We start from the raw sequence: 25,779 nt of genomic DNA on the forward strand, positions 1-25,779 counted from the left end.
AGAAGGAAAATGTTCAATAGATGAGTTAGAAAATTTGCTAGAAGAAAAGAACCCCATAGTTTTATATCATGCAATGACACATATCGGAAAAGAAGGTATTCGTACAGAGGAAATATTTAAAAAATTAAATGGATTATCTTTAAAAAGGGAACATCAAGATAAGCTGATAGGTCATTATAAAATAGGAGACTTAGCAATAGCTACTATGATAAAACTTGGAGAAAAAGAAGATGAGATAACTGGGTTTAAGATATTAGATGAATTTGAAAAAAAGATGCGTTTCCGTCTTTTTGAAGAAGTCGATTGGTAAATCTCCTGTTCATCTGGATAAATGTACTCAGTTAAAAACTTATTTCACCTCGAACGCTGAGGAGAAATAAGTTTTTTTATATCTAAATATAAAAAAAGTGTGGAAAGGGCAAGAAATAAAGAGGAGGCTCGAATAAAAATAGAGAATGCAAATGCAAATTTATTGCTAATTTCAGGTAATCGCATAAAATGGCATGAATATAAGCTTCGCAACAGCCTGGAATTATTAGCATACTCCACAAGTTGCAAAGCTGTCGCCCAATTTGAACGATCTGTTAAAGGCCAGAAGCCGACACTTCTTGTTGTCGATCTTGGCATTTCCCCCCGGCAACGATTAGAATCGCATGCTTTGCTCTCCCCGGAAGGATAAAGCCTTGGCGAACCATGCAGGAATGATGCCCAATAGTATCGACCACTTGTTCCAAAGTGGCGTTTATGGTATTATATTCCTGGATATCGTTTTCCCGACTGCGTAGCCTAAAATTCGCTTCCACGCTTACTAACGACATAATATTCCTTTGTAATTATGTAAAAGCTTTCAAGTTCAACTCTAAAGTTAAAGTTTTCAATCGGTACGTGAAATGAAAAAGAAGGGAGGGGAATTTGGGAATACGATCGGTAGTTCGTCAATATACAGGGTTGCCTATGAACCAGACACTATATTTGAGCACCTTGAACTTTGGGGATTGACATTTGAGCACAAACAGCTCGAAGAGCACCATCTTGCATGAAGACGACTGTTATGGCTTGCCATCGGTGAATTAAGGCGCTGATATCCAAAAGAATACCTGGAACCCGTGCAACGCAGTTTGCTGTATGTACCGTAACCAAGGTAATTATAAAAAGCCATTAACTGAAATTTATTGGGCGAAAATAAAAATGATGAACTGGCTAATTCGGCTTGATTAGAGTCCTCACCGTAAAAATGAAAGCGGTTACAAATTTAGGGGGGAGGCTATAACATCTGCTGAAAATGTTACAAGTCCAAGTTTCGGAGCACCAACCTTCAAATAGGATACAAAATTACTAATTAAATCTATGCATAGGCAATTTGTGAACTTTTAATAGACATGATATATAAAAATGGAGGAATATGTTTATGATTAAAAAATTTTCGGTGTTTTTATTAGCTTTTACATTATTGCTGAGTTGTTTACCAATGGTACCTGTACATGCTGCTAACAATGCAATTGCAAAGCTTCCAGGGAATTCAAATCCTCTTATGGATCATAAATTGGGGGCAGATCCCTATGCGTTGGTCTATGATGGAAGGGTTTATATCTATATGTCAAGTGATGCATATGTATATAACAGTAATGGAACGGTGAAGGAGAATGATTTTAGTGAACTAAATAAAATATTCGTCATATCTTCTGCTGACATGGTGAACTGGACAGACCACGGTGCAATTCCGGTCGCAGGATACAATAACGAAAATAATGGAAAAGGTATTGCAAAATGGGCATCACTCTCATGGGCACCGACCGTTGCACATAAAAAAATAAATGGTAAGGATAAATTCTTCCTTTATTTTGCAAATGGTGCCTCAGGTATTGGTGTGCTAACTGCAGATACTCCGATAGGACCATGGACAGACCCACTCGGAAAGGCTCTTGTTACACACAGTACAACTGGAATGTCTGGAGTTACATGGCTTTTTGACCCGGCAGTATTGGTGGATGATGATGGTACAGGATATCTGTATGTTGGTGGAGGTATACCCAATACTTCGGACCCAGCTTCAATTGCAAATCCTAAAACAGCCAGAGTTTTAAAACTGGGCGCTGATATGACCAGTATTATTGGAAGTGCAGTAACCATTGATGCTCCTTACATGTTTGAAGACTCAGGAATTCATAAGTATAACGGCAAATATTATTACTCTTATTGTATCAATTTCTCCGGTACACACCCGTCAAATTACCCAGCAGGTGAAATAGGCTACATGGTGAGCAGCAGTCCTATGGGACCCTTTACTTATACAGGACATTTCCTGAAAAATCCACAAGCATTTTTCGGAGTTGGTGGAAATAACCATCATTCGGTGTTTAACTTTAATAACCAATGGTATGTAGTGTACCATTCCCAAACTGTCAGCAAGGCTCTGTTGGGAGAAGGGAAAGGATATCGTTCTCCTAATATTAACAAGCTTATCCATAATACGAATGTAACGATACAAGAGGTTCAGGAAAATATGGCAGGCGTGCCTCAGATAGCCAATCTTAATCCATACAATAGGATTGAGGCTGAAACAATCGGGTGGAATGCAGGGATTACAACCGAGGCGAGTCAAGCATCAGGCGGACCGACAAATAATCTTAATGTGACAAACGTACACAATGGAGATTGGATCGCTGTAGGAAATGCCGACTTTGGTAGCGGTGGAGCCAAGACGTTTAAAGCAAACATAGCATCCAATGCAGGCGGTAAAATAGAAATACGTCTGGACAGTGCAACGGGTCCTCTGGTTGGAACTCTTAATGTCAGTTCTACTGGAGGAACACAGACCTGGAAGGAAGTCGAAACCACTGTAAGCAATGCAACAGGAGTCCACAAGGTTTTCTTAGTGTTTACCGGAACAGGGACTGGTAACTTATTTAATATTGATTACTGGCAGTTTACACCCAATACTACTGGAACAAGGGTTGAAGCTGAGGATATGACTCTCGGTGGTACTTACGCTGGGAAGATCAGTTCTCCTTTCAATGGGGTCGCTTTATACGCCAATGATGATTATAGTGCATACACTCAGTATTTTGCCAACTCTATTCATAGTATTTCAGTCAGGGGTGCTTCGAATAACTCCAGTACCGCCAGAGTAGACTTGCAAATAGGAGGAACCACAGTTGGTTCCTTTTATTTTACGGGAACTACGCCGACGGTCCAAACCTTGTCTAATATCACCCATGTAACCGGAAATCAAGAGGTCAGACTGATCGTAACCACCGATAACGGGACTTGGGATGCCTATGTGGATTATTTACAATTTAATTAACTAAAACAAAAAGCTTTTGAACCTATCAAAGATTAGGGGCGATTCTAATATGTATAGGAGGATAAGTGTGCTTTTATTAGTTTTACCATTATTCATGAGTATGATGTCCAATACTTCTGTATTTGCAGCTACTACTTTTACAAATCCGTTTATACATGCTGATTCTCCAGACAACGATGTTATCAGGGTAGATAATACTTTTTATATGACTAGCACGACCATGCACATGAATCATGGAGTTCCGATCATGAAATCTTATGATCTCGTCAATTGGGAAATCGTAAATTATGTTTACGATACGTATGCCAACAATGACGCACAAAATCTTAACAACGGGCAGAACGAATATGGAAAAGGCTCGTGGGCAAGCAGCCTTAGATATTATAACGGCATTTACTATGTGTCCTTTGGCTCCAATTCTACCGGCAAAACATACATCTATCAAACCAGCAATATAGAAACTGGTCCATGGACATCATCAGTGCTTGGCAACTATTATCATGACGCATCGCTGCTGTTTGATAATGGACGTGTATTCTTGGTTTATGGCAGTGATAATATCAGCATTATTGAGCTTACTGCAGATGCAAAGGCTATCAAGCCAGGGGGACTTAATCAGGTGATTATTTCCGCTGCCAGTAATATTGCCGGTTCCAGCTTTATAGTCAAGGCTGAAGGCGCGCACATACAAAAGATCAAGGGAATGTACTATATATTTCTTATATGCTGGCCATCGGGAGGCAACCGCACACAATTAACCTATCGTGCAAGTAGCTTGACAGGACCCTATACAGGTCAGGTGTCATTGAATGATTCAGGTATTGCACAGGGGGGAATTGTTGATACTCCTTCTGGCTCCTGGTATGCTATGCTGTTTAAAGACAGCGGAGCAATTGGACGTATGCCGTATCTTGTTCCGGTTACATGGTCAAATAATTGGCCGGTATTCGGTGTTAACGGTAAGGTTCCTCTTACGATGGATGTTCCTGTTGAAGGTTATCCCGAAAAGAAGGTCTATGCGTCTGATGAGTTTTCATCTTCTCAAGCCTCCAGTCAGCTTATTGCAAACGGTGGATTTGAAAATGCCACCATAAACCCGTGGACCAATAATAACACTGCAATTGTTGCAGCAACCACTACAGACTATTACATCGGCTCAAAAAGCTTGTTTGTCAGCGGTAGACAACAAACAGCTGCTGGTCCAAAACAAGTAATTACCGGAAAAGTAACAGCAGGCGGAATGTATAATTTTTCTGCAAAGGTTAAATACACTGAAGGTCGTGCCACTAAGCAATTTAATTTTGGTATTCAAAATGGTCCAAGTTACACAGGTATATCGATTCTTGGGTCCACCACGCTAACTAAGGGCCAATGGGGCACAATTCAAGGAACATATACACTTCCGGCAGGTGCCGACCTCTCACAAACGTTTATTTTCATTGAGACACCCTACAGTTCAACCCCAGACCCAACAAATGATTTGATGAATTTCTATGTGGACGATGTTTCGTTTACAGGAACCTCGTCTTCTGAAGCGACTCTTAAAAAGGAGTGGCAATGGAACCACAATCCTGACAATACTCATTGGTCCCTTACACAGCGTCCTGGATTTATGAGAATGACTACAGGGAAAGTGAGTAAAAGTATTCTGGATGCCAGAAATACGCTTACCCAAAGGACATTTGGACCGAAAAGTACAGGAATCATTGCAATGGAAACAAGCGGGATGAAGGACGGAGACTATTCCGGTCTTGCAGCTTTTCAGGCTAATTATGGATTTGTAGGCATAAAGATGATCGGGACCTCCAAATCCATTGTTATGGTGAATGCCAGCTCTGGAGCAATGACCGAAGTGGCCAGTGTCCCTTTCACCCAGAACAGAGTATATCTTAAGCTTATATGTGATTTTACAAATCAGATGGATAAAGCATATTTCTACTACAGTCTTGACGGCACAAATTGGACGGCTATAGGCAACACACTTCAGATGTCATATACAATCCCTCACTTTATGGGATACCGTTTTGCTTTGTTCAATTATGCTACTAAATCAACGGGTGGTTTTGTTGATTTTGATTATTTAAACTTGCAGTGACAAACAAGAGGGTTTGAAGCTGTGGATCTAAGTTCGTTTCTTGCGCTCCTTCAAGGTTCTTCGGTTTGAAAATCTAACCATGCTAGGCCGCATGAATTGAAAAGTTCAGAGGAAATTACGGACTTCTCCATTGAGATAACAGGGGGAAATGAATGGACTAAACCGACTCCATAATTGGAGTCGGTTTTTACTTGCCAATTGAATAACAACGATTGAAGCTATGGAACTACGATTTTGATGGGCATGTTGCGCATAAAAAAATATATATTTACAGTTGTTATAGGAACTTCTTCATTTCATTAAATGCTAACTCTCTGTGACCTGCTTGGCAATGTTGCTCACCGCCCGTTTCTTTAGTAAATACTTTGGTTGTAATGGACGCAGCATTGATTAATTCTTGTTGGATTTGTGCGAGTCGGCTAATAGGTACGTATTGATCATCTTCTCCAGCTAATAAAAGAACATCTTGATTAATGAATGCTCCAATGCCTTGCATCGTGTGCTTTTCGAAATTTTTAATGAGATCAAAAGGCGTTGCTACACCGGTGTTTTCCATCCCTTTGGTAATCTTCCAATGCAAATCAATATTGTGAGTCATCATCTGTTCCAATAATGAATTCACTTGATCTACTTCATTACGATCGACTAGCTGCACTATGCTCTGGTAAGTCTCTTCTGACATTCCCATTTTTAAGGCATCTAAACCACAATAGAAAATGTTAAAAGCAACTACTTTATCGATTCTCTTTTCGAAGGCTGCCGCACGCATAGCTAAATATCCTCCCCAAGAAGCACCTACGAGACTAACATGATCTAATTTGAAATAATCAATCACCGTTGATATGGGCTTTTCCCAGTTATGAATGAATTTTAGGCCGTTTTTTAAAGCAGTTCCTTGGCCAGGGCCATCGAATACAATAATATTGTAATCAATTCCCTTCATAAATCTCATCATTTTAAGCATCTCTTCCATGTAAGAATCATACCCACCAAAGACAAGTAATGTCTTCGTAGCTCCAGGTGTCAATAATTTTACAGCAGGAAGATACGAGTCTTCATAGGGAATCTTGTAGGATTCATAATCAAAATCATGAAAGCCTTTATAGAACATTTCTCTATATTTTCGATACATTTTTTCTTTATTGGGGTCTGTAGTTGCAAGATAAAATTCTGCAGCTTGATAGTAGACTGAGGATAAGTCATAGTCCTTGCTGTCTTCGCGTTTCTTTGCAAAATTGAGCCAAGCTTCATACCAGCTATGGGTGTCTTTTAATTTCGGAATCATTTCTTCCAAGTCAGCTTGTGCTCGATCATCTTCTTGATAATAATCATTGATAAAACGATTGATTTGAAGATTGAACTGTTCGTTATTGACATAGGATTTAAACATATATTGTCCTCCTTCAATTTGGGTATGTGCTTACTATAGAGTATAGTTACTACATAAAAAATAATTAGTATCGCATAATCTGTAGGATATCTTACACGGTATATATAAAGTGTTCGAAAACTTACACATAAGGAGCAAGTGGTTAAATGAATGAAGATATCAGAATTTATAAAACAAAAATAGCTATTGAGCGAGCTTTAATAGAATTACTCCAACAACATGATTTTAAAGATATTACGATCAAAAAAATCTGTGATCAATCTCTTATCGGACGTTCTACCTTTTATAGTCATTATTTGGATAAGTACGACTTACTAGAAAAAATAGTTAAACAGTATGCTTCTGATTTTAAAGTTGAAATTGAGCAGCGTTTTGATTCCACGGAAGATGGCAAGGTGGCAAACGCCATAGAACTTGTAACCGATAATATGATTAAGAATAAGCTCGAAATTTCAACATTGTTAGCCGTTCATGAAGTAACAGCAGATCTACGTAAGGAATTTGAACAAATTTTGTTTAGGACTTGCTTAGATTATTTAAAGCAACAGAATTCTTCAACTTCGATCGCATTAGAGTATTTAGCAGAACTATATGCTGCTAACTCAATGATGTCTATTCAGTGGGTTTTGAAAAATGGCAAAGATGCTAACATCATTCTTCTTTTAGATCAAATGCAAGAATATATTTTTTCTCAGTTAAAGTCTGATCTATATACAAGTTAGCACGCGTGAAGTGAGGTTTTTATGACTGATATATCATCAGATGGGTTGCAGGAATAAGCTTTAAAGAAGGGGTCGAAGGGAGGAAACAGTAGAAGAATTGAAGCACTGGTTCAATTCTTCTACGCTAACAACATCGTTCCACCAAAGGTAACTTGCTGGAACTTTAATTTTATAATCCTTGGGTAAGTCCTAATATCTGATCATTCACATGTACATTACTTAATCCCCCGTGATAACAAACTACGGATGCAATGTCGAGATCCAAATACTTTTTCAATGAGAGATGAGCTGCTTTTATATCGGGTGTGGTCGGGACATGAATTCCCGCGAGAATCCCGTTTACACTGTACATCGAATCCCCGGCAATAAGAGTTTTACTTTGCCTTAAATAAAGGCTGATATGACCCGGAGTATGCCCAGGCGTATGGATGACTCGAATCCTGCTGCAAAACGGAAGTTCCTGGCCATCTATTAAGATATCATCCACTTTGCCCTTCGGGGGATTCACAAGGTGACCATCTTTTAAAAGAGGGATCTCCCCCTGAATATACGGCTTATCCAGTTCGTGTGCATAGACTTTAATATGACTGCCACACTCCTGCAAAATCTCAGGAAGACTTCCTATATGATCCACATCTTGATGCGTCAAAATCACAGCTTTTAGTTGGTCGAACGACACGCCTACCTTTTCCATAGCCACGCGTAAATCTTCCATTTGCCCAGGGAATCCTGTGTCTATTAAAACAGCCATTTCTCGATCCCACAAAAGAATGGGGTGAATCATATTCCCATGAAAATCTAGCTGAAGCATTTCTACTCCCTGTGAAATTTCCATAATATCGGGCCTCCGTACATGTAATTTCCACCCATGCTAAAATAGGTTCATGGGGCGAATCCAACTCTGTAGCGTTGCCGTTCCTTAATGTCAATGGATACGGTGCGAATGGATGTAATAGGAACAACAAGCGTCTGATATTGCGTAACGTATTTAACGAACTTGTCGTCAATCTGATCCAATATCCCGTCGCATACATTTGTCCCATCTATAAAATGAATAGTTACTTCCTTGCCTTGTAAGTTTGCTAACATGATATCACCTCGTATTATTTCTTGAAGTTTCTTGCAGATCATTAGGTTTTGAGCATACTTTACAAAGAAGTTATCACTTGATCAATAACACCATATTCCAGTGCCTCCTGAGCGGACATGTAAAAATCCCGGTCCATATCTTTTTCGACTTTTTCAAAAGATTGCCCGGTCCGTTCAGCTGTGATACGGGTTGCCTTTTCACGAGTCCATAAAATTCGTTTTGCGCTGATCGCAATATCGCTAGCTTGACCTTGTGCGCCGCCGTGCGGCTGATGGATCATGATTTCACTGTTCGGCAACGCCGAACGTTTCCCTTTGGCGCCCGCCAGCAAAAGGATCGCGCCAAACGAAGCAGCAAATCCCGTACATATCGTGTGCACATCGGGTTTGATGTACTGCATCGTATCATAAATGGCAAATCCTGCGGAAGTAGAGCCACCCGGGCTGTTGATATACATGTAAATTTCTTTTTCCGGATCTTCTGCCGCCAGGAACAATAATTGAGCAATAATACTGTTAGCCAAATGGTCATCAATGGCTGCCCCGACAAACACAATACGATCCTTTAATAGTCTGGAATAGATATCGTACGATCTTTCACCTTGAGCAGTTTGCTCGACAACATAAGGCACATAAACACTCATTTTTTATACCCCCAATTTCCTGTTTCCAGTTGATTTCTCCTTGTAAACGAACCGAGGCCGTAAAAAGATACGGAGGCTTTAATGGGAAAACGATTTACGTAAATGGTGTAACTTTTACAACCACTTGTTCGTTTACATTGGAGGTAGCAAATGGTTTTGCTCTAGGAAAGGGCAGAATAAGACCGTGGAGGAGAGGACCTATGCGCATAGATGATTCTATACAAATGACAGATAATATAATAAACATCGAGAACTTGGAGGAATTACAGGCGGTCCTGAAACGTTACTGTCTGTCGCTTACGAAATCAAATTGGGATGCGGAAGAACTGGCTCAGGACACTTGGATCAAAGCATTAGGTAAGTTAAATAGCTTCGAGCATACAAATCCCGAAGCGCTTTTGCTACGGATTGCTAAGAACACCTGGATTGATGACATACGGAGAAAAGCAGTCTACACTCGGATATTGAATAGGGAACAAGCGAAAGTAACTGTACCCGATCATGGATCTTTTGAAATCGAGATAGCGCTGCATTCCTTAATGAATCATTTATCTCCGCTTCAGAGAACTGTTTTTTTGCTGCGAGATGTGTTTGGATATTCGATTCGTGAGACATCCGACATGCTTGAAACAACGGAGGGAGCGGTAAAAGTTGCACTCCACCGGGCACGAAAATCGCTTGGAGCAGTCAGGGAGGATCTTCTCAAAGGAGAGTTATCCTTACCGGAAAGTGAAAACTCGAAAACTTTTCTGAGAGCGTTGACGGCGGCATATCAGATGGGAGATATTGCAGCAATGGTTATGCTCTCCCATCAGGATGAAATGGAGCCGGACGTGGTGATCGGAATCGTCAATCATAAGCTGCACCGGAGTCTCGCTACAATAAAACAAACGGATTCCCATACCATGAGTATGATAGCGGCGTAGTTTGCGAAAAGAAATGCAGAGCTGATCATAGTGGTTGTTTCTGATGAAACAAGCTCCCGGTCATTCCAATTTACAGCTCTTAGCTGGGATTAAAATGAAGTATATTAAAGAAGATAGCGGAAGGGGGAAGGTTCAAATAGGTGAATTAGAAAATTTGCTAGAAGATAAGAACCTCATAGTCTTATATCATGCAATGACACGAATCGGAAAAGAAGGCTTCCGTACAGAGAAAATGATAAAAAAATGAAGTGAATTATCATTAAAAAGGGAACCCCAAGATAAACAAAAGAAGAAATATCTGGATTTGAATTTTAGATGAATTTGAAAAAAAGATGGTTTTCCGATTATTTGAAGAAGTCGAATGGTAAGAATTCCTGTTCATCTGGATGAATGTATTTAATTTAAACTTATTTCAACTCGAACCATGAGGAGAAATAAGTTTTTTCATACCTAATGGAGATAAACCAAATGAAAGGATGCGCAATCAATCGGCGCTGGAGAACGAAATGAGTGTAATATTTCAAACTGTACTTCTATTGATAACGATGCAAGAAGTCATCAACTAATTTGGCGTTTGTCATCTGTATTACGGACTGATTTTCCAGTTCCTCGGCCATATCATCATCCGTCATGGACACGAAAAAAATAATATCTTCTTTGGATTGGCCGAATTGATTAAAAAGTACATCGTCTGTTTCCTTAACTACCTTGGCCATAATTTTTATCACTTCATCTTTATAGTCAAACACATTTTCGGTTGCATACAGAAATTTGCTAATATGATTGAGATGTGTTGTATCGCCATATTGATATTCGCTTAATCCCCATCTATAATAATTTTCATCTTCCTTGCTGTTGCACAGGCCTTGGGCTTTCATGTTTGTGATATGTCTAACAAGTGATTCCTCCGTATTAACAGCAAGAAACAAGGTGATAAAATCGCTGTCTGTGCCAAAAGCACAAGCGTAAACCCGCTCATTCTTCACTTCTTCCAGTATGCTTTTAAGATCATCCAAAAATCCTGCCCTAAATCTTTCCTCAAATTCACTTAGAAAATTGCTCATCTGATTCATATACTCCTTAATGTCTCTTTTGATAAACTTAGATTATCAGATTTCTCTAATTAAAGTTAGCTGGAGTTTGTTCAATTAACTGGAAAAAATGTTTTATAAACCCTTTTATTTGTTTAAAAAAAGTTGTTATAATTGTTAGATCAGTGTGTAGAGATATTGGTACTAGTTTTAATGACCAAAAATATATGTCGCATGATACGTCTACCATCTGAAATATTTTTATTTCGGAGGGAAACAATATGTATAAGGAAGAAAGACTGCCTCAAAACGCAAAAGAAGGTATATTATTTTTATTGATTATTTCAATTATTTCAGTAAACACGATCGCCCCAATTATTATGGGATTGGAGCGCGGCTTTAGTAAAGAAAATTATTTAGAAACGCTAAAGATTATTCCGTTTATGTGGATTATCGTTGTTTTGTTAGTAAGATTGGTTGCGGGACCGTTAGTGGGTAAAGTGATACCCAAATTCGTAGGACAAACAGATGGATTTAATGCTAGAGTTTTATTGAATACTTTATTGAATGTTACGGTCTTATCTGTTCTTCTAACCATTATAGGAACTTGGGTTGGTACGAAACAAATAAGCCTAGAACCTTTTCAGAACTTCTTTCATAGTTGGTTTAGAAATTTTGGTGTAGCATTTTGGATTGAGCTATTGATTGCTCAGCCAATAGCAAGATTTGCAATGAAAAAAATACACGCAAGACAGGCTAGCCAAGAGAGAGTGTAAATCCGTAACACGATACCAAAGTCATAATAAAAAACCGCATAACAATGTGGTTTTTCGTAAATCGGTAAAGTTACAAACCATATAAAAAAAGCGCTGGTCCCAGGCTGGAACCAGCGCTTTTTCGCGTTTCAGATTACGAACTTTCGTCAAGCCAGGCAGGCCGGGTTGGCGACTTATTTCCTAAAATGACGCATTGCCGTCCGTTCGCCTCTATTCTTACTGGGCCGTTAAAATCAGTGGTCCGTCCGACGTAACTGCGATCGTATGCTCATATTGCGCTGACAACTTGCCGTCGGCCGTTCTCGCCGTCCACTGATCGTCGTCGATCGTGATACGGAACGTACCTTGGTTGATCATCGGTTCAATCGTAAACACCATGCCTTCCTTTAACCGAATGCCTTTGCCGGCTACGCCGATATGCTCGTAGCTTGGCTCCTCGTGCAGGCTTCGCCCGATCCCATGCGCCAGCAGATCGCGTACGACCGAAAACCCGTTTGATTCCGCATGCTGTTGAATCGCCGACGTTATGTCGCCGAGCCGGCCCCCCGGGAGTGCCCGGGCGATCCCCAGATCCAAGCATTCCTTTGTCACCTTCATTAATTTTTGCGCTTCCGGCCGGATATTGCCCACCGCATAGCACCAGCACGAATCGCCAAACCATCCACCGTATTCCACGACGATGTCGAGCTTCAGCAAGTCACCGTCCATAAGCGCCTGGTTCGAAGGAATGCCGTGGGCCACCACATCGTTGACCGAAATGCAGGTTTCGGCGGGGAAACCGTTGTACCCTTTCGTAAACTGCTTGCCGCCCAGCTTGGTGATGTGTCTGGCAACAAAGTCATTGATTTCCCGGGTGGTGATCCCAGGCTCGATCAGTTTGGCCACCTCGCGGTAGCAGTCCGCAACGATTTGGCTCGCCGGCTTCATCTCTTCGATTTCCCTAGGTGATTTTAGAATGATCATCTTTGTCTATTCGCTCCTTATCAATTCTATAATTTTAAAAACCGGGCGATATCCATGGCCTCCTCGTGCAGCTTTCCGCGGCGAAGCGAAAGCGAGGCGCAGCCGACCAAGGCGGCCAGCAGCATTTCCGCGCGCTGTAGCGGATACGGCGGCTCCGCCGCGTTTCCGCCGGAAGCGGCAGTCCCGTCCGTCGCACGACCGGTTTCCAGCAGCGCGGCAAGCGGCGCGAGCACCTCCCGGCGAAAGGCGGCCGAGAGCGGGGCCGAGCGCGCTTCAGGCAGCGAGGCAAAGCCCTCACCGGCCAGCTTATGCAGCAGGTACAGGGCGTGGTCCTCCGCCCAAAGCTGTAGCAGCCGAATGCCGGCGGCAGCGACGGGGCCAAGCTCTGCGGCAGCGGCCGTTTCGCGGCTTCCGCTTTGGGAATCCGCGGCAGCCGAGTTCCCGGTGTCCGCCGCAGCAGCCAAGCCGAAATCCCCGCCCGCCGGCGCCTCCCCCGAAGCCGAAGCGCGCGGGGCCTCCAGCCATCCCCCGGCCCGCTCCAACGCGTCCCATAGCAGATCGTGGAGCAAATTGCCCTTATTGCTGTAATAATGGTATACCGTGCCATAGCCGAGTCCCGCTTGGACGGCCACATCGCGGATTTCCAGTAAAGGCCCTTTATTCAAAAACACATCGGCAGCGGCTTTCCGGATTTGCGCCAGACGCCGCAACCGGATCTCTTCGTTTTGTTCCTTCGTGCGTGGAGACATCTCGTCCGTCACCTCTTTTATTTTTGACCTGCTCTTATGTCAATATAAAACATCGGCTTGCAAATAACAAGAGTCGGGCAAACAAAAGTCCCGGCAACACCTCATAAACGATATGAAGATCAGTTATATATCAGCTCAATTTTAATAGTTTGATTGTACTGATATCATGTAGCTGCTCCCAGGTGAGCAGAAGTTATGCTATACTTGCGAAGTAAAAGGGGGTGCCTACTGATGGAGAATCTATTGGGATTGTCTGTGACTTCTTACACTCATGCAAAGCCAATTATTAGGAAAGCGTTACTTTGTATGGGGCGAAACAATTTTTAACGCTGAACAAGCTTTTTTAATATTTTTGGCTTTGCACCTTATTTTAAAGAATCAAAATAAGGGGCGAGCAAAATTGAAATATACGAATGCTACAAAAGTTTTACCTCAAAAACTAATTATGGAAATTCAAAAATATGTTCAAGGAGAGACTCTGTATATTCCAAAGCCAAAAACGGAATATATGGATTGGGGCAGTTTGAGTGGGGGGAGAAGGTTGCTTGAACAGCGAAATGCCGCAATCAGAAATGCTTTTCAAAATAGCAGTAGTATCGAGCAATTAGCTAAGGAGTTTTTCCTCTCTACCGAAACTATTAAGAAAATTGTTTATTCACATAAAAATACCTAGTTTGCAAAGTGGCGTGGTACTCTACCCGCATAAATGAATTTAATTTTGGCTTCATAACGTGGTGAGCTTAGGGCGTGATCGGATGATCGCTGTGAACGACCAATCCGTCACGTCTTTTTTATTTGGCAAAAGTTTTGATGTGTGTTTGCATTACCTCCCACATCCAGATTCCGAAATACGTTTTTGGCATTTCATTTTCTCTCTTGAACTTTTTACATACCGTTCTTGATCCCAAAATTCCGCTCACCCTCCCTCGATGATCCAACAGACCCATTCTATTTCAAAGGCTGTACATCATTTTTTCATTATTGTTTTTATGCCAAAAATGATTCTAAATCGTTGTTTTCATTTATAAAGCTTATTTTAATCTTTAAAATATGAATATAAACGACAGCAACAATTGAAATATGTATTGATTCATTGTCTTTAAAACAAGAAAGCGGGGAAACGATTACTATGGGGGAGCAAAAAAGTAGAAGTAGACATCTGATTGATCCAGAAATTATCAGTGCAGTTGATTTAATATCAACAACCGATCTTACCGAATCTACACTAATGGAAGCACGTAAAAATCAATCTCAAATGATGCAACAAATAGATGTAACGCAGATGTTTCCTATTACATTAGAAAACAAGGTTGTGCCAAGTTATTTTAGGGGTCCAGATATTCAATTAGAAATCATTAAGCCCAAACAATCAAAGCATCATAAGATGCCTCTATATTATTCGATACACGGAGGCGGGATGGTCTTAGGAAGTCCAGTCGTGGATCGTCCTGCTAATGCATCTCTTGCTTCACAACATGGTTTTTGTTGTGTATCTGTGTACTATCGCCTAGCACCAGAGCATGTACAGCCAAGTCAGTTACAGGATTGTTATTCGGGCCTAAAATGGTGTATTGAACATGCGGAAGAGTTAGGGATAGATACTCAGAAAGTTGCCGTAGGGGGCAGCAGCGCTGGCGGCGGATTGGCGGCTGGCCTAGCCTTGTACATTCGTGATCAGAAGGAATTCGAAATCCATCATCTAAGATTAATGAGGCCAATGCTAGATGATCGCACAAGCACCGCACCAGAGCATCCATACGCAGGAGAGTTTATCTGGACAAAACAAAGTAATTATTTTGGCTGGAAATCTGTATTAGGTGATGAACCGGGTCAGGAGGAGGTAAGTGAGTATTATGTGCCGGCTCGTGCTAAGTCATTGGCCGGGTTACCACCGACTTATATAAATATAGGTACCCTTGATTTATTCATTGATGAAGCCTTATTTTTTGCAAAACAACTGGCCTTTGATGGTATCTTAGTGGAATTACATGTCTATCCCGGGTACCATCATATGTCTCCCGCGTTTCCGGATGCGCATTTTTCAAAAGAAGGGGCTAGAACAAGTGAATACGCCTTACTGAAAGCTCTGGAGATGTTCTAATGAGTATAATGTTAAACTCCTCTAATAAGCTCCGACCTCAGCGTGTCAATGTCGCCAAGGTGATTGCGTTAAAACTCAAGTTGATCGTGCTGGATGAGCCGGTGAGGGAGAGGGATACTGATATATTCTAATCTGATATTATCTTTTTTCATCCCTTCCGACTTTTACCATTCATTTAGGGTAAAATAGTACCAAGCATAAAATCCAACTACGGAAGTGGTGATGTCCCATGACAACGAGCAGCAAACCGAATAGACTAGCCAAGGAAAAATCACCTTATTTGCTACAGCATGCTCACAATCCAGTAAATTGGTTCCCTTGGTCAGATGAGGCTTTTGAAACTGCTAAGCGTAATAACAAGCCTATTTTCCTATCTGTCGGCTATTCCACTTGCCATTGGTGCCATGTAATGGGGAGAGAATCTTTCGAGGATGAAGAAGTAGCTGAGGTATTAAACAGGGATTACGTATCCATTAAGGTGGATCGTGAAGAACGTCCAGATGTGGATCATATCTATATGTCCATCTGCCAGACGATGACGGGGCATGGAGGCTGGCCACTGACGATATTGATGACGCCGGATCAGAAGCCTTTTTTTGCGGGGACGTATTTGCCCAAGGAGCAGAAATTTGGCCGTGTCGGACTGTTAGAGCTGCTGGACAAGGTGGGTACCCGGTGGAAAGAACAGCCTGAAGAGCTGGTGGAGTTGAGTGAGCAGGTGCTTACCGAGCATGAGCGGCAGGACTTGCTTGCAGGTTATCGCGGTGAACTGGATGAACAGAGTTTGAATAAAGCTTTCCATGAATTCAGCCACACCTTCGATAAGGAATATGGCGGCTTCGGGGAAGCTCCTAAGTTTCCTTCTCCGCATAACCTGTCTTTTTTGCTGCGATATGCACAGCATACGGGGAATCAACAGGCACTGGAAATGGCAGAGAAGACGCTGGATGCGATGTCCCGGGGCGGAATCTACGACCATATAGGCATGGGGTTCTCACGATACTCCGTGGACGAGAAATGGTTGGTGCCGCATTTTGAAAAAATGCTGTATGACAATGCTCTGTTGGCTATCGCGTATACAGAGGCTTGGCAGGTGACAGGCAAGGAACTGTACCGACGGATTACAGAACAAATCTTTACATATATCACAAGAGACATGACGGATGCAGGTGGTGCCTTTTATTCGGCGGAAGATGCAGATTCCGAAGGAGAAGAGGGGAGATTCTACGTCTGGGACGATTCCGAGGTAAGGGCTGTATTGGGCGATAAGGATGCCGCCTTTTTCAACGATTTGTATGGAATTACACCTTACGGAAATTTTGAAGGCCACAACATTCCAAACCTGATTGATATCAATCTGGAAGCCTATGGGATCAAGCATGACTTGACTGAGCAGGAACTGGAGCAGCGGGTTAGTGAGCTACGCGCCAAGCTGTTTGCTGCCAGAGAGCAACGTGTTCATCCTCACAAGGATGACAAGATTTTGACCTCGTGGAACGGGTTGATGATTGCTGCTCTGGCGAAGGCGGGACAAGCTTTTGGAGACACGAGATATACAGAGCAAGCTCGGAAGGCTGAGACGTTTTTGTGGAACCATTTGAGACAGGAGAACGGACGGCTGTTGGCACGTTATCGGGACGGAGAAGCAGCTTATCCCGGTTATGTAGATGATTATGCTTTTTATGTGTGGGGCTTGATCGAGTTATACCAGGCGACCTTCGATATAGAGTATCTGCAACGGGCGTTGACGCTCAATCAAAATATGATCGATTTGTTCTGGGATGAGGAACGGGACGGATTATTCTTTTATGGGTCAGATAGTGAGCAGCTCATTGCCAAGCCTAAAGAAATCTATGACGGTGCGATTCCGTCGGGTAACAGCATCGCGGCCTATAATTTTGTGAGGCTTGCGCGGCTAACGGGTGAATCTCAATTAGAGAACTATGCAGCCAAGCAGTTTAAGGCTTTTGGCGGTATGGTTGCTCATTACCCGTCAGGCCACTCAGCGTTGCTCAGCGCGTTGTTGTATGCGACGGGAACGACGAAGGAGATTGTGATTGTAGGTCATAGGGACGATCTGCAGACCGTACAGTTCATTCAGGCAGTTCGAGCTGGGTTCAGGCCGAATACGGTCGTTATTTTGAAGGATGAAGGACAGTCGGAGATTGCAGAGACGGTTTCTTATATCCGTGATTACAATCTTGTGGAAGGCAAACCAGCCGTATATGTGTGTGAGCATTTTACCTGTCAGGCACCTGTTACCAGGCTTGAAGATCTGAAGGTGTTGTTGGATTGAACTGAATAAAGCGATCAAACTTAATCCCCTTGGGGGTAGTAAGCATATGGTGATTATCGAAAATGACCCTATGTTTGCTACATTCAAGGGGATTATTTTCATGTTAAGAGGTAGGTATAGTGAAATGAAACTAATATTTTCTTAACATGTGCTACGCATTTTTTTTAATATTTTTTAGGTATATTATATCAAAGAACCGGTTCCGACCAGCCTTGCTGTTTTCGAAAATAAGTACATATACCTATTTAACTAGCGTGTTTATATCTTTTATGTCCAAGCGTTTTAGCAGCAGATGTGAAAAATGTGAAAGAGAGTCTGTCGGGTGATTGTCATCATCGGCAAGACGAAGAGGTTCACCATAGGTTAGGAAATCTAGGTAATGAAATGGAGATGTTTATTAATGAAGAAGTTATCGGGAAAAAAGTGGCTAGTCGCAAGGATGCTCAGCAAAAATTTTAAAACGAAGCTAATGGTCGCCTTTATTGCCTTTCTGATTTTACCGTCCATGATCGTGGGGGCTTTGTCGTTTGTGAGCGCCAGTCAGCAGATTCGAAACCAGATTGAAGAAAGTGCCGAGCAGGCTATCATCCGCACTAATTTTATTATTGATAGTACTATCGAACCCAAGGTACATGACGCAGAATATTTTGCAGAAAGACTAAAAGGCAATCGGGTAGAGACGGAGGAACAAGCGGCCAAACTGGAAGAGTTTTTTAAGCAATATGCTGCACTTCATCCTGAAGCAGAATCCATCTCTTATGGTACGAAGGATGGTAAATTTACAACCTATCCACAGAAGCAATTACCGGACAAATATGATCCACGGGTCAGACCTTGGTACGATGAAGCGATAAAAGAGCAAGCAAAGACAGCAATTAGTTCTCCCTATCTTTCGGCAAGCTCGAAGCAAATGACGGTTACGGTGTCCCGGGCAACGTCAGATGGATCAGGTGTTATTGGCATTGACCTGAAAATTAGTGGTATTAAAGAGACGTTGAACAATATTAAAGTAGGTCATGAAGGTTATGCCATATTGCTGGACAGCAACCATACCTACATTGTACATCCGACGAAGGAAGCAGGCACCAAAATTACAGATATTGAATCACGCATGTTTCAGAGCGATACTGGTGAATACGAGTATGAGTATGAAGGCCAGCCCAAATATATGAACTATGCGACTAACAAGCTGACTGGCTGGAAGATAGGCGGAACGCTGTATTTGTCTGAAGTCGATGAAGCAGCAGGACCGATTTTGATCAGCACTTTACTAACCATCGTCGGTTGTCTTGTGATTGGTATTATCATTGTTTATTTCCTGATTCGTTCCATCATCAAACCGATTTTAAAGTTAAAAGAACAAGCGGTAAATGTGAGCGCCGGAGATCTAACACAGGACATTCAAGTAAAGAGCGAGGACGAGATCGGAGAATTAGGAGTGGCTTTTCAAAATATGCAGAATAACCTGCGATCTGTCATTCAGAACGTAGGGAACAGTGCAGATCATGTCGCAATTTCTTCGAATGAACTCACAATAAGCGCGGAACAAACCAGTGCTGCAAGTGAGCAGGTGTCCCAGGCTGTGCAAGAAATTGCCAGTGGTGCAGAGAAGCAGACTACAGGGCTGGAAAATAATTCGGTGGCCCTGGATGAAATTGCACAAGGGATCACCCAAATTGCTGAACGATCGATTTTGGTAGCTGATTTGGCCAAACGATCTGCCTTGCAAGCCGAGGAAGGACGAAAGTCTGTTGAGCAGACAGGCGAGCAAATGAATTCCATTCATCAATCAGTAGAGCGTTCCAACCAGATGATTCAAACCTTGCAAGCCCGCTCTCATGAAATCGGTGAAATTACGAAAGTTATCGGTGATATCTCCAATCAGACAAACCTGCTGGCATTGAATGCAGCTATTGAGGCAGCCAGAGCGGGTGATCATGGAAAAGGCTTTGCCGTCGTTGCTGATGAGGTGCGTAAGCTGGCAGAGCAGTCTCAGACATCCGCCACACAGATTGCCACCTTGATTGCCGAAATTCAGCATGAAACCGAAACAACAGTGAAGACGATGGACAGGGTCACGACTGAGGTGCAGGATGGACTGCAGATTTCCAAAGCAACCATTGTCAAGCTGGGTCATGCGATGGAAGGCATTCGAGAGACAACGCCTCAGGTAGAGGAGGTCGCTGCGATTGCAGAGCAAATATCAGCCAGTGTACAAGAAATTGCAGCGACAGCCAACGAGCTGGCGACGATTGCAACCGGTAATGCCGCCACATCTGAGGAAGTTGCTGCCTCCTCACAAGAGCAACTGGCTTCCATGGAGGAAATATCAGCTTCTGCACAGTTGCTTTCAACGATGGCTGCTGATTTGAAGGTAATGATCAGTCGTTTCAAATATTAAAATGAACTTGAACCCTATGGAATGTATAGTACAATGAATGCTCGGGACAGTTCTTTAAGCCTTATGGCATAAGGAATCTGTCCTGAGTTTTTTTATATTTTCGATATCTCACAAAACATGGAAGATTATAAGGGGGCGAACACTTGGTTCGAGATTTAGTGCTATATGCTATCTTGATTTTATTGTTAGTTTTGATTTTTCAGCGGCAGCTTGTTCGTCAGGCGATTACAGGTGTTTTTTATGGAGTGGCAGGAATTCTGTTCTTATATTTTGGCATAAGTGATAAAACACTGCTGACCTGCGTGCTGGAGCTGGGGATGGGTCAAATGTTCATGACGCTGTTTGTGCACGCTTTAACCACCGCTAAGAATTCATATGGACAACGTTTGTTAGACAAAGATCGTGATCTGCTGAATTTACTTCGGGTTCAACCTGGCTTTACCTTTAGGCTGGAGAAAAGTGGTGATGAATTTTATTATAGGCTGCTTGAAGGTGAATTGCTGGAGCGCGTGGGTCTGAATCTACAAGTCAACTACAATAAAAGGGAGCATGTGAAGCGTCTCGGGGACATTTTGGAGCTTTCCTCTGAAACGATGGAGCAGCTAAGTCAATACTACAAACAGGCCTGGTTCGGTGATCGGACCGTATTTGAATTGGAGTTTTGGGAATATTCGGCTCTCATTACCTTACATCCGGTTAGGGAGGACGGGAATACCAGGCATGTTATCGGTCACGTGTTGGATATTACAGAGTATAAAGCCTCTGAGCAGAAGCGAAAGGAGATGGACGAGGCTAACCGTGCGAAAAGCACTTTTTTGGCTCATATGAGTCACGAAATTCGCACCCCGCTGAATGGAATCATCGGTCTGTCAAAGCTGTTAAATAAGACTGAACTGACTGCCGTTCAAAGAGATTACCTCCACAAGCTTCTCGCTTCCTCTCGTACCCTTTCATCCATGCTCAGTAACGTATTGGACTTTTCCAAAATGGAAGCCGGCAGTCTGGAACTGGAAAAGGTAGAATTCGAGCCGGAAAAAATGCTTCGGCATCTCGCAGATACCGTTGGAACTTTACTTGAAGATAAGGAAATAGAGGTCGTATTTATAACGGACCCGGCGTTACCGAAAAGCTTTAAGGGAGACCCGCTTCGAATGGAGCAGGTGCTTTCAAATCTTCTGACCAACGCCATCAAGTTTACGAATCAGGGACATGTATTGTTACAGGTAAAAATGCTAAGTCAGCAGGAAGGGCGAGTAGGCGTTTCTTTTATGGTAGAAGATACGGGCATAGGAATTTCCGAGACGTGTATAGACAAGCTGTTCGTCCCTTTTATCCAGGCGAGTACATCAACCAGCCGCAGATATGGGGGCTCTGGGCTGGGTTTGGCCATTAGCAAGCATTTGGCTGAAGCTATGGGCGGGAAAGTAGAGGTGAAAAGTCGATTAGGAGAGTACAGTCAATTTTACTTTAATGTCGAGCTGGAAACTGGGGAATTGAATGCAGGAAGCACACGAATAGAAAAACAAATCAAAGGCAAAGCCTTAATTGTTGCGCAGCATGAACTGGTGAGGTACAGCTTGAACGAACTACTGCAAGACTTGGGATTAAAAACATTCACTAATTCATCCTTCCAAGAAAGTGTGGACGCTTTTCAAAAGGGTGAGCATTTTGATTATGTTATCATCGATATGGGGATGGAAGGTTTGAGAGAACTGGACTCCCGGAGGCAGTGGCTTCAAATGCTGGATAGGCAGATAACTCAGATTATTGGACTTACAACCGTGTTTCAGATGGAAACAATAGCTGCAGGGGACATGAATCATAGTGTGGATGCCTTTTTGTCCAAGCCCGTTACCCGAAACGCTCTGCTGGAGGTTCTCTGCTGGAAGAAGGAACAGTCAGTGCCAGCAGATGGTAATACTCTGGAGACTCATGCGACGATGAGTTCCCACAATGAGATAGGGGATACAACACAGAAGTATCAAATTCTCATAGCAGAGGATAACGAAATTAACCAGGTGGTGATTACCGAGTTTTTAGCAGAGCGTAACTTTGAGGTAACGATGGTCACGAACGGAAGAGAACTAATAGCGTTACTGGAACTGTGTTACTGGGATATGGTGCTGCTTGATTTGCATATGCCAGAGATGGATGGTTTTGAGACGGCGAGGCATATTCGGAGAAACAAAGCTTTTAACAGGCTTCCCATTATCGCTTTTACCGCTGATGCTGTGCAGCATGAACAGGAAGTTTGTCTTCGTGCTGGTATTAATGCCGTGTTGTTCAAGCCTGTCCATGAACTGACCGCTGCTAGAGTATTAACTAGCTGGATTAATTTAGCGTGGCTGCAAGATTTACATGGTATTCACGCTGAGCAGTCGATAGCAGGCATGGATGGCAAGGTGTATATTTTTCAATTTGCCCTTTACAAATGGGTACAGGAATACCAGTATCTCGATAAAAGAGTTGTGAGAAAAATGGACAATGGGCAGTTATCTTCTGCTCTTCGATTAATCCACTCACTTAAGGGAGGAACGGGGAACCTATGCGCGCCTGAGTTGCTGGCAAAGGTAATAGAGCTGGAAAAGGCATTGAAGCGCAGCAATGAAACCTCAACAGGAGCACTGTATCCAGACTGGAAAAAGCATCTGAGCACGGTTCAGAAGGATATTAACCAAATCAAGTCATCACTTCCCTGGAGCTGACCGTGTTATTGCATAAATTTGTAGCCGATTCCCCAGATGGTCTTGATTAATTGCGGTTTCTTAGGGTCTTTTTCGATTTTTCTGCGTAAATGGTTAATATGTACGTCCACAGCCCTTTCATTAATAAAGGAGTCTGTGCCACGGAGAGCCTGAATCAAAGCATACCTGCTGAATACAATTCCCCGGTTCAAATAAAAAAGCTTCATGAGCTCAAATTCTGAATATGTTGTCTCCACATTCTGTCCGTTAACGGTAATCATTCTTCTCGCTAGATCCAAAGTAATGCCGGTTTCAGGTTCAGGTGCTCTGCCTCTTCCTTGCAAGCGCGTGATTTCAATACGACGGAAAAGAGCCTCCATCCGTGCTTTTAGCTCTTGCATACTAAAAGGCTTGCAAATATAATCATCTGCTCCCAACGTAAGTGTACGAATACGCTCTGATATGTTGTTTTCTGTAGAAATCACGATGATGGGCACGTCCGTATGCTTGCGTATGAGTGGGCAGGGATTTACCCCATCCAAATCTGGAAGCAGCAGATCCAGCAAAATAATATCGGGTTGTACGATCTCAAGCCGGGCAATACCCTCAGACGCTTGTTCCACTCGAGTAACGTTGTAGTCTTCTCCTGTTAAATACAAGGAAAGGGTCTCTCCCAACATATTGTCATCTTCAATAATTAAAACATTAGACATGATCATATTTCCTTATCTTTCTATCAAATTCGAGCCAAATAGTTAGGATCACTGCAATGTTTACAACAAGTTTTTGGCAGGTCCTGTTGATAGAGTAAACTCCTTTGGACAGTCTGTCAAAAGATCAGGTTTGTTGTGGCAATCCTGTGGACAATTAGTCCAGATATATATCTATTTGATATGGAAATGTACTATTTTTGAGATTTATTTCTATAATACGACATTTTTCGTTTCATTTTAACAATATACTACAAGTCATTGATGATAAATTACAAAAATTTAACAAAACACCTCAGAAACATGCATTGACTTAAATGAAAATTATGGTATTTTATTACATAGGAGTTGACATCCTCTGATAGGCCTCTTAGAAAAACCCACTATTTAATCTTCTGCTAACTTACTCTCAATATGCTATCTCTGTATTTAATTTTCGTACTTTAATTGTTCTTGCGATCATACTTATGATTCTTTGGTGTGGATATCCCATTGTGAATTCAGACTGTCTACTCATTTAGATTACATATTTACATTTTTTTGCTTTCCATGCTTGTATTTTTTTAAAATCAGGTCAGCGGGAGGACGAGAGATCATGAACACATTCGAAGTGCTGGAGTCCAATGTAAGATCCTATTGCAGAAGTTTTCCAGTTGTTTTCAACAAAGCTAAAAACGATGTACTGTACACGGAGGAAGGCAAGAGCTACATTGACTTTTTTGCCGGGGCAGGGGCTTTGAACTATGGGCATAATAATGATTTTATGAAAAACCGGCTATTGGATTATTTAAGCTCCGATCGGATTATGCACGGTCTGGATATGTACACGACGGCCAAGCAAGAGTTTATGGAGTCTTTTTCAGAGCGTATTCTCCAGCCCAAGGGCTTGAATTATAAGCTGCAATTTTGCGGACCTACCGGAACCAATGCAGTGGAAGCAGCACTGAAACTTGCACGCAAGGTGAAAAACAGAAATGGTATTTTTGCTTTTATGGGTGCGTTCCACGGGATGTCGCTGGGCAGTTTATCTATTACTAGCAACAACTCCATGCGAGAGAGCGCAGGGGTTCCCCTGAACAATGTTACCTTCATACCTTATAACAGCACATTTAACGGAATGGATACCATTTTATATATGGAGCAGCTTTTAACAGACACCCATTCGGGTGTGGAAAAGCCTGCCGCGATCATTTTGGAAACGGTACAGGCTGAAGGCGGTATTCATATTGCAGATACCGAATGGCTGCGTGATTTGCGACAGCTGTGCGATGATCATGATATTTTGCTCATTGTTGACGATATTCAAGTCGGTTGCGGCCGGGTTGGATCGTTCTTCTCATTCGAGCGGGCAGGAATCGTTCCTGATATGGTTGTTTTGTCCAAATCGATCAGTGGATACGGATTGCCAATGTCTCTGTTGCTACTGAAGCCAGAATTGGATATATGGAGTCCGGGTGAGCATAACGGCACCTTCCGTGGAAATCAGCTTGCTTTCGTCGGGGCAAAGGCTGCGCTGGAGTTCAGAGATACGGTAGAGCTGGAAGCACAAGTGAAGGAAAAAGAGGCTTTTGTTCAGCAGTTCTTGCGTGAACATATCCAATCAATAGATCCTCTTATTGAAATTCGCGGCATGGGATTGATCTGGGGGATTGATGTATCTCATCTGGGAGAAGCGTTCGCCAAGGAGGTAACGACTCTCTGCTTTAGTAGGGGACTCATTGTTGAGCGTGCTGGGCGTAACGATACAGTAATTAAAATTATGCCAGCGTTAACGATAAGCTTGGAAAACTTGCGTAAGGGCTGCGACATTATTAAAGAAAGTATGGCACAGGTAACCAGTACCTTGGTTACAGTATAAATCGATCAGTAAAGCCCCTTGGCTGGAGCTGCCGTCTGCT

Annotated in this window: 23 protein-coding genes; 14 read left to right on the top strand and 9 right to left on the bottom strand. The window is 42.4% G+C overall.

Translation table 11 applies throughout. From position 1 onward, the window contains the following. The first annotated feature begins 34 nt into the window (after nucleotides 1-34). Complete coding sequence (locus tag JOE49_RS17320) at nucleotides 35-310, top strand: hypothetical protein (protein ID WP_160789785.1); 276 nt, start codon at nucleotides 35-37, stop codon at nucleotides 308-310. A gap of 274 nt (nucleotides 311-584) precedes the next feature. Here JOE49_RS17320 and JOE49_RS17325 read toward each other — a convergent pair whose 3' ends face one another. Continuing rightward, nucleotides 585-818, bottom strand: coding sequence for a hypothetical protein (locus JOE49_RS17325; protein WP_209942089.1), 234 nt, complete (start codon nucleotides 816-818; stop codon nucleotides 585-587). A 590-nt stretch (nucleotides 819-1,408) separates the two neighbouring features. Between JOE49_RS17325 and JOE49_RS17330 the strand changes: the two genes are divergently transcribed. Continuing rightward, nucleotides 1,409-3,304: a carbohydrate-binding protein gene (locus tag JOE49_RS17330; RefSeq protein WP_209942091.1), complete on the top strand. Its 1,896-nt coding sequence runs from the start codon at nucleotides 1,409-1,411 to the stop codon at nucleotides 3,302-3,304. A gap of 67 nt (nucleotides 3,305-3,371) precedes the next feature. Continuing rightward, a complete protein-coding gene (locus JOE49_RS17335) occupies nucleotides 3,372-5,399 on the top strand; it encodes a beta-xylosidase family glycoside hydrolase (RefSeq protein WP_348635864.1) in 2,028 nt (675 codons plus the stop codon). 277 nt (nucleotides 5,400-5,676) lie between these two features. Here the strand turns inward: JOE49_RS17335 and JOE49_RS17340 are convergent, their stop codons facing one another. After that, nucleotides 5,677-6,789, bottom strand: a complete 1,113-nt coding sequence (locus tag JOE49_RS17340; protein WP_160790262.1) for an alpha/beta fold hydrolase — start codon at nucleotides 6,787-6,789, stop codon at nucleotides 5,677-5,679. Nucleotides 6,790-6,935: 146 nt separating this feature from the next. On the opposite strand from JOE49_RS17340, the gene JOE49_RS17345 reads away from it, so the two are divergent. Beyond that, nucleotides 6,936-7,511: a TetR/AcrR family transcriptional regulator gene (locus JOE49_RS17345; protein ID WP_160790261.1), complete on the top strand. Its 576-nt coding sequence runs from the start codon at nucleotides 6,936-6,938 to the stop codon at nucleotides 7,509-7,511. A gap of 169 nt (nucleotides 7,512-7,680) precedes the next feature. Here JOE49_RS17345 and JOE49_RS17350 read toward each other — a convergent pair whose 3' ends face one another. Genes JOE49_RS17350 through clpP form a run of 3 tightly spaced genes read right to left on the bottom strand, consistent with a single transcriptional unit; the run spans nucleotide 7,681 to nucleotide 9,244 of the window. Beyond that, a complete protein-coding gene (locus JOE49_RS17350) occupies nucleotides 7,681-8,346 on the bottom strand; it encodes an MBL fold metallo-hydrolase (RefSeq protein ID WP_209942095.1) in 666 nt (221 codons plus the stop codon). Nucleotides 8,347-8,393: 47 nt separating this feature from the next. After that, nucleotides 8,394-8,600: a hypothetical protein gene (locus JOE49_RS17355; RefSeq protein WP_209942097.1), complete on the bottom strand. Its 207-nt coding sequence runs from the start codon at nucleotides 8,598-8,600 to the stop codon at nucleotides 8,394-8,396. 59 nt (nucleotides 8,601-8,659) lie between these two features. Next, entirely contained in the window at nucleotides 8,660-9,244 is a 585-nt protein-coding gene (gene clpP, locus JOE49_RS17360) for an ATP-dependent Clp endopeptidase proteolytic subunit ClpP (protein WP_013310269.1), read from the bottom strand. A gap of 200 nt (nucleotides 9,245-9,444) precedes the next feature. On the opposite strand from clpP, the gene JOE49_RS17365 reads away from it, so the two are divergent. Further along, entirely contained in the window at nucleotides 9,445-10,170 is a 726-nt protein-coding gene (locus tag JOE49_RS17365; RefSeq protein ID WP_068939465.1) for an RNA polymerase sigma factor, read from the top strand. Between the two features lie 43 nt (nucleotides 10,171-10,213). Next, nucleotides 10,214-10,417: a hypothetical protein gene (locus tag JOE49_RS26385; protein WP_068939464.1), complete on the top strand. Its 204-nt coding sequence runs from the start codon at nucleotides 10,214-10,216 to the stop codon at nucleotides 10,415-10,417. Between the two features lie 286 nt (nucleotides 10,418-10,703). Here the strand turns inward: JOE49_RS26385 and JOE49_RS17375 are convergent, their stop codons facing one another. Beyond that, nucleotides 10,704-11,234: a DUF4303 domain-containing protein gene (locus JOE49_RS17375; RefSeq protein ID WP_068939463.1), complete on the bottom strand. Its 531-nt coding sequence runs from the start codon at nucleotides 11,232-11,234 to the stop codon at nucleotides 10,704-10,706. Between the two features lie 248 nt (nucleotides 11,235-11,482). Here JOE49_RS17375 and JOE49_RS17380 point away from each other — a divergent pair, with 248 nt between their 5' ends. Further along, a complete protein-coding gene (locus JOE49_RS17380; protein ID WP_209942099.1) occupies nucleotides 11,483-11,977 on the top strand; it encodes a DUF2798 domain-containing protein in 495 nt (164 codons plus the stop codon). 216 nt (nucleotides 11,978-12,193) lie between these two features. On the opposite strand, the gene map is transcribed toward JOE49_RS17380, so the two are convergent. Further along, nucleotides 12,194-12,940: a type I methionyl aminopeptidase gene (map, locus tag JOE49_RS17385; protein WP_023988527.1), complete on the bottom strand. Its 747-nt coding sequence runs from the start codon at nucleotides 12,938-12,940 to the stop codon at nucleotides 12,194-12,196. A 26-nt stretch (nucleotides 12,941-12,966) separates the two neighbouring features. Next, the gene (locus JOE49_RS17390; RefSeq protein ID WP_209942101.1) at nucleotides 12,967-13,689 is read right to left on the bottom strand and encodes a TetR/AcrR family transcriptional regulator; all 723 of its coding nucleotides are present in this window, start codon (nucleotides 13,687-13,689) and stop codon (nucleotides 12,967-12,969) included. Between the two features lie 400 nt (nucleotides 13,690-14,089). Between JOE49_RS17390 and JOE49_RS17395 the strand changes: the two genes are divergently transcribed. The 6 genes from JOE49_RS17395 (at nucleotide 14,090) to JOE49_RS17415 (ending at nucleotide 23,192) form a co-directional block, all read left to right on the top strand. After that, nucleotides 14,090-14,362, top strand: a complete 273-nt coding sequence (locus JOE49_RS17395; RefSeq protein WP_160790939.1) for a CD3324 family protein — start codon at nucleotides 14,090-14,092, stop codon at nucleotides 14,360-14,362. A 456-nt stretch (nucleotides 14,363-14,818) separates the two neighbouring features. Continuing rightward, complete coding sequence (locus JOE49_RS17400) at nucleotides 14,819-15,790, top strand: alpha/beta hydrolase fold domain-containing protein (protein ID WP_209942102.1); 972 nt, start codon at nucleotides 14,819-14,821, stop codon at nucleotides 15,788-15,790. Next, nucleotides 15,790-15,921: a hypothetical protein gene (locus JOE49_RS26690; protein ID WP_256253353.1), complete on the top strand. Its 132-nt coding sequence runs from the start codon at nucleotides 15,790-15,792 to the stop codon at nucleotides 15,919-15,921. Before JOE49_RS17400 ends, JOE49_RS26690 begins: the two co-directional genes overlap by 1 nt. A gap of 98 nt (nucleotides 15,922-16,019) precedes the next feature. Then, the gene (locus JOE49_RS17405; RefSeq protein ID WP_209942104.1) at nucleotides 16,020-18,086 is read left to right on the top strand and encodes a thioredoxin domain-containing protein; all 2,067 of its coding nucleotides are present in this window, start codon (nucleotides 16,020-16,022) and stop codon (nucleotides 18,084-18,086) included. 400 nt (nucleotides 18,087-18,486) lie between these two features. Further along, entirely contained in the window at nucleotides 18,487-20,487 is a 2,001-nt protein-coding gene (locus tag JOE49_RS17410; protein ID WP_209942106.1) for a methyl-accepting chemotaxis protein, read from the top strand. A 143-nt stretch (nucleotides 20,488-20,630) separates the two neighbouring features. Then, nucleotides 20,631-23,192 (top strand): hybrid sensor histidine kinase/response regulator, encoded by a 2,562-nt coding sequence (locus JOE49_RS17415; protein ID WP_209942108.1) that lies wholly within the window; start codon nucleotides 20,631-20,633, stop codon nucleotides 23,190-23,192. Between the two features lie 5 nt (nucleotides 23,193-23,197). On the opposite strand, the gene JOE49_RS17420 is transcribed toward JOE49_RS17415, so the two are convergent. Beyond that, nucleotides 23,198-23,884 (bottom strand): response regulator transcription factor, encoded by a 687-nt coding sequence (locus JOE49_RS17420; RefSeq protein WP_023988534.1) that lies wholly within the window; start codon nucleotides 23,882-23,884, stop codon nucleotides 23,198-23,200. A 592-nt stretch (nucleotides 23,885-24,476) separates the two neighbouring features. Between JOE49_RS17420 and ectB the strand changes: the two genes are divergently transcribed. Continuing rightward, complete coding sequence (ectB, locus tag JOE49_RS17425) at nucleotides 24,477-25,739, top strand: diaminobutyrate--2-oxoglutarate transaminase (RefSeq protein WP_209942110.1); 1,263 nt, start codon at nucleotides 24,477-24,479, stop codon at nucleotides 25,737-25,739. Nucleotides 25,740-25,779: the final 40 nt, after the last annotated feature.

Source organism: Paenibacillus sp. PvR133, assembly GCF_017833155.1.
GTDB classification, from domain to species: Bacteria; Bacillota; Bacilli; order Paenibacillales; family Paenibacillaceae; genus Paenibacillus; species Paenibacillus polymyxa_B.

Coding starts and splice junctions, on each gene's coding strand:
- JOE49_RS17325 (WP_209942089.1), bottom strand. CDS start 818: ATGTCGTTAGTAAGCGTGGAAGCGAATTTTAGGCTACGCAGTCGGGAA.
- JOE49_RS17330 (WP_209942091.1), top strand. CDS start 1,409: ATGATTAAAAAATTTTCGGTGTTTTTATTAGCTTTTACATTATTGCTG.
- JOE49_RS17340 (WP_160790262.1), bottom strand. CDS start 6,789: ATGTTTAAATCCTATGTCAATAACGAACAGTTCAATCTTCAAATCAAT.
- JOE49_RS17345 (WP_160790261.1), top strand. CDS start 6,936: ATGAATGAAGATATCAGAATTTATAAAACAAAAATAGCTATTGAGCGA.
- JOE49_RS17350 (WP_209942095.1), bottom strand. CDS start 8,346: ATGGAAATTTCACAGGGAGTAGAAATGCTTCAGCTAGATTTTCATGGG.
- JOE49_RS17355 (WP_209942097.1), bottom strand. CDS start 8,600: ATGTTAGCAAACTTACAAGGCAAGGAAGTAACTATTCATTTTATAGAT.
- clpP (WP_013310269.1), bottom strand. CDS start 9,244: ATGAGTGTTTATGTGCCTTATGTTGTCGAGCAAACTGCTCAAGGTGAA.
- JOE49_RS17365 (WP_068939465.1), top strand. CDS start 9,445: ATGCGCATAGATGATTCTATACAAATGACAGATAATATAATAAACATC.
- JOE49_RS26385 (WP_068939464.1), top strand. CDS start 10,214: ATGAAACAAGCTCCCGGTCATTCCAATTTACAGCTCTTAGCTGGGATT.
- JOE49_RS17375 (WP_068939463.1), bottom strand. CDS start 11,234: ATGAGCAATTTTCTAAGTGAATTTGAGGAAAGATTTAGGGCAGGATTT.
- JOE49_RS17380 (WP_209942099.1), top strand. CDS start 11,483: ATGTATAAGGAAGAAAGACTGCCTCAAAACGCAAAAGAAGGTATATTA.
- map (WP_023988527.1), bottom strand. CDS start 12,940: ATGATCATTCTAAAATCACCTAGGGAAATCGAAGAGATGAAGCCGGCG.
- JOE49_RS17390 (WP_209942101.1), bottom strand. CDS start 13,689: ATGTCTCCACGCACGAAGGAACAAAACGAAGAGATCCGGTTGCGGCGT.
- JOE49_RS17400 (WP_209942102.1), top strand. CDS start 14,819: ATGGGGGAGCAAAAAAGTAGAAGTAGACATCTGATTGATCCAGAAATT.
- JOE49_RS26690 (WP_256253353.1), top strand. CDS start 15,790: ATGAGTATAATGTTAAACTCCTCTAATAAGCTCCGACCTCAGCGTGTC.
- JOE49_RS17405 (WP_209942104.1), top strand. CDS start 16,020: ATGACAACGAGCAGCAAACCGAATAGACTAGCCAAGGAAAAATCACCT.
- JOE49_RS17410 (WP_209942106.1), top strand. CDS start 18,487: ATGAAGAAGTTATCGGGAAAAAAGTGGCTAGTCGCAAGGATGCTCAGC.
- JOE49_RS17420 (WP_023988534.1), bottom strand. CDS start 23,884: ATGTCTAATGTTTTAATTATTGAAGATGACAATATGTTGGGAGAGACC.
- ectB (WP_209942110.1), top strand. CDS start 24,477: ATGAACACATTCGAAGTGCTGGAGTCCAATGTAAGATCCTATTGCAGA.